Source organism: Aquiflexum sp., assembly GCF_977115555.1.
Genome location: NZ_CDSBKL010000573.1, coordinates 1 through 1,999, shown reverse-complemented (window position 1 = coordinate 1,999; position 1,999 = coordinate 1). Strand labels below are relative to the sequence as shown.

At 43.8% G+C, this 1,999-nt stretch carries 3 protein-coding genes; all 3 read right to left on the bottom strand.

Annotated elements, in window-relative coordinates; all coding sequences use genetic code 11:
- Nucleotides 1-26: 26 nt before the first annotated feature.
- Genes trmD through ACZFYI_RS19695 form a run of 3 tightly spaced genes read right to left on the bottom strand, consistent with a single transcriptional unit; the run spans nt 27 to nt 1,812 of the window.
- A complete protein-coding gene (gene trmD, locus ACZFYI_RS19705; protein WP_462525827.1) occupies nt 27-713 on the bottom strand; it encodes a tRNA (guanosine(37)-N1)-methyltransferase TrmD in 687 nt (228 codons plus the stop codon).
- Nucleotides 713-1,243 carry a ribosome maturation factor RimM gene (rimM, locus tag ACZFYI_RS19700; protein WP_462525826.1) on the bottom strand — a complete coding sequence of 177 codons (531 nt, stop codon included), beginning with the start codon at nt 1,241-1,243 and terminating at the stop codon, nt 713-715. The genes trmD and rimM overlap by 1 nt, the downstream gene beginning before the upstream one ends.
- 14 nt (nt 1,244-1,257) lie before the next feature.
- A complete protein-coding gene (locus ACZFYI_RS19695; protein ID WP_462525825.1) occupies nt 1,258-1,812 on the bottom strand; it encodes a 30S ribosomal protein S16 in 555 nt (184 codons plus the stop codon).
- Nucleotides 1,813-1,999 lie beyond the last annotated feature (187 nt).

The window sequence follows — 1,999 nt, the reverse complement described above, 5'->3', positions numbered from 1 at the left end:
GATATTACTTTCTTACTTATATCGCCTCAGATTTCTTTTCCTTTGAGAAGGTCTGGTCTTCTTTCTTTTGTCCGGCGAACCGATGCTTCAAATCTCCAGGTGTCTATTTTGGCCTGATGTCCTGACATTAATATCTCCGGCACTTTCATTCCCTCATAATCTGCGGGTCTGGTATATACCGGCGGGGCCAAAAGCCCATCTTGGAAGGAATCTGTCAATGCCGAACTTTCGTCATTGAGAACTCCGGGAATCAACCTGATGATGGCATCCGTCACTACCGCAGCAGCCAATTCGCCTCCGGAGAGGACATAATCGCCGATGCTGATTTCTTTGGTTATCCATTTCAGTCTGACCCTTTCGTCGACACCTTTATAGTGTCCGCACAGGATGATGAAGTTTTCCTTGAGAGAAAGTTCATTGGCCATTTGTTGGTCAAATTTTTCTCCGTCAGGCGTCATGTAAATGACTTCATCATATTCCCTTTCGCTTTTGAGCGCTTCGATGCACTTTGCGATGGGTTCAATCATCATGACCATCCCGGCACCGCCTCCAAATGCATAGTCATCGACCTGCTTTTGTTTGCCGCCGGCATAATCCCTCAAGTTGTGGATCCTTACTGTGGCCAAACCTTTTTCTTCCGCTCTTTTGAGAATGGAATGTGAAAAAGGCCCTTCCAACAATCCGGGAACAACTGAAATGATGTCAATGCGCATCAGTCTTCCAAATATATGTCAATCAATCCTGTGGGCAGAGAGCAGAAAACTTTCTTTGCTGCTTTGTCGACTTTCTGGATGATCTGGTCTTGAATGGGTATCAAAACCTCTTTTCCTTTATGTTCGACGCCCAATAAATCCTGGGTTTCCATGTCATAAATGACCTTAACCTCTCCGATAAGTCCGAGGGAATCATCGATCACCTCAAATCCTACCAATTCATGGTAATAATACTGGTTTTCTCCAAGCTCAGGCAACTCACTCATCGGAAGGAATAATGCCGATCCCACGAGTTTGGTTGCATCATCTACCGTGTCAAAATCCTCAAACTTCGCAAGCATCTTGTTGTTCGGTTGGGAAACAAAATGCTCAATAAAGAAAGGAACCAACCTGGTTTTTTGCTCGATGAAGACATGCTTCAGTTCTTCGTAATCCTCTGGAAAATCTACATCCAAGACAACCAAAACTTCACCATGAAGCCCATGAACTTTGGACACGTAGCCCAATTGGAAACAATTGTCTTTGTTCATGGTGTAAAGGGGTATTAAGCTTGGGTTTCTTCTCCTTCAGCAGATGCTTCAGGTGCTTCAACCTCAGCCGCCGGAGCTTCTTCTACTTTTGGAGTAGCAGCAGCGATGGCGTCATCTTCTCTTTTCTTGATTGCGTCAAGACGGGCTTGGTTTTTAGCTGTTTCAGCCTCAAATGCCTTGGTTTTTGCATCTTCTTTTTCTTTGGTCAATCTGTCCACTTTACCACCGATGGCAGTTTCTTTGGAAGATTTCCAGGTTTCGAATTTTGCATCCGCCTGATCTTGTGTGATCGCGCCTTTCAAAACACCGATTTGAAGGTGTTTTTGCAACAATATACCTCTGTAAGAAAGCATAGCCTTTACTGTATCAGTCGGCTGCGCACCGTTCAACAACCATTTAAGAGCACGCTCATTGTTGATGTTGATGGATGCAGGGTCAGTGTTGGGGTTATAAGTCCCGATTTTCTCGATAAAGCGTCCATCACGTGGAGCTCTAGCATCAGCTACTACAACGTCATAGATGGCCATTTTTTTTCTGCCTCTACGCGATAATCTGATTTTTACTGCCATATTAAATTGATATTTAGTGAATTGATGGATCCCGTCCATCTTAAATTTTGGACTGCAAAGATAGCGTATTTAAAATGAAATGAACAAATGACCCTAATATTATTTGCGGAAATGGGGGGAATTGATTTAACTTGCGACCTGATTTAGGAGCGAGAGATTAGAAGCGAGAAGCGAGAGACAAGATTTG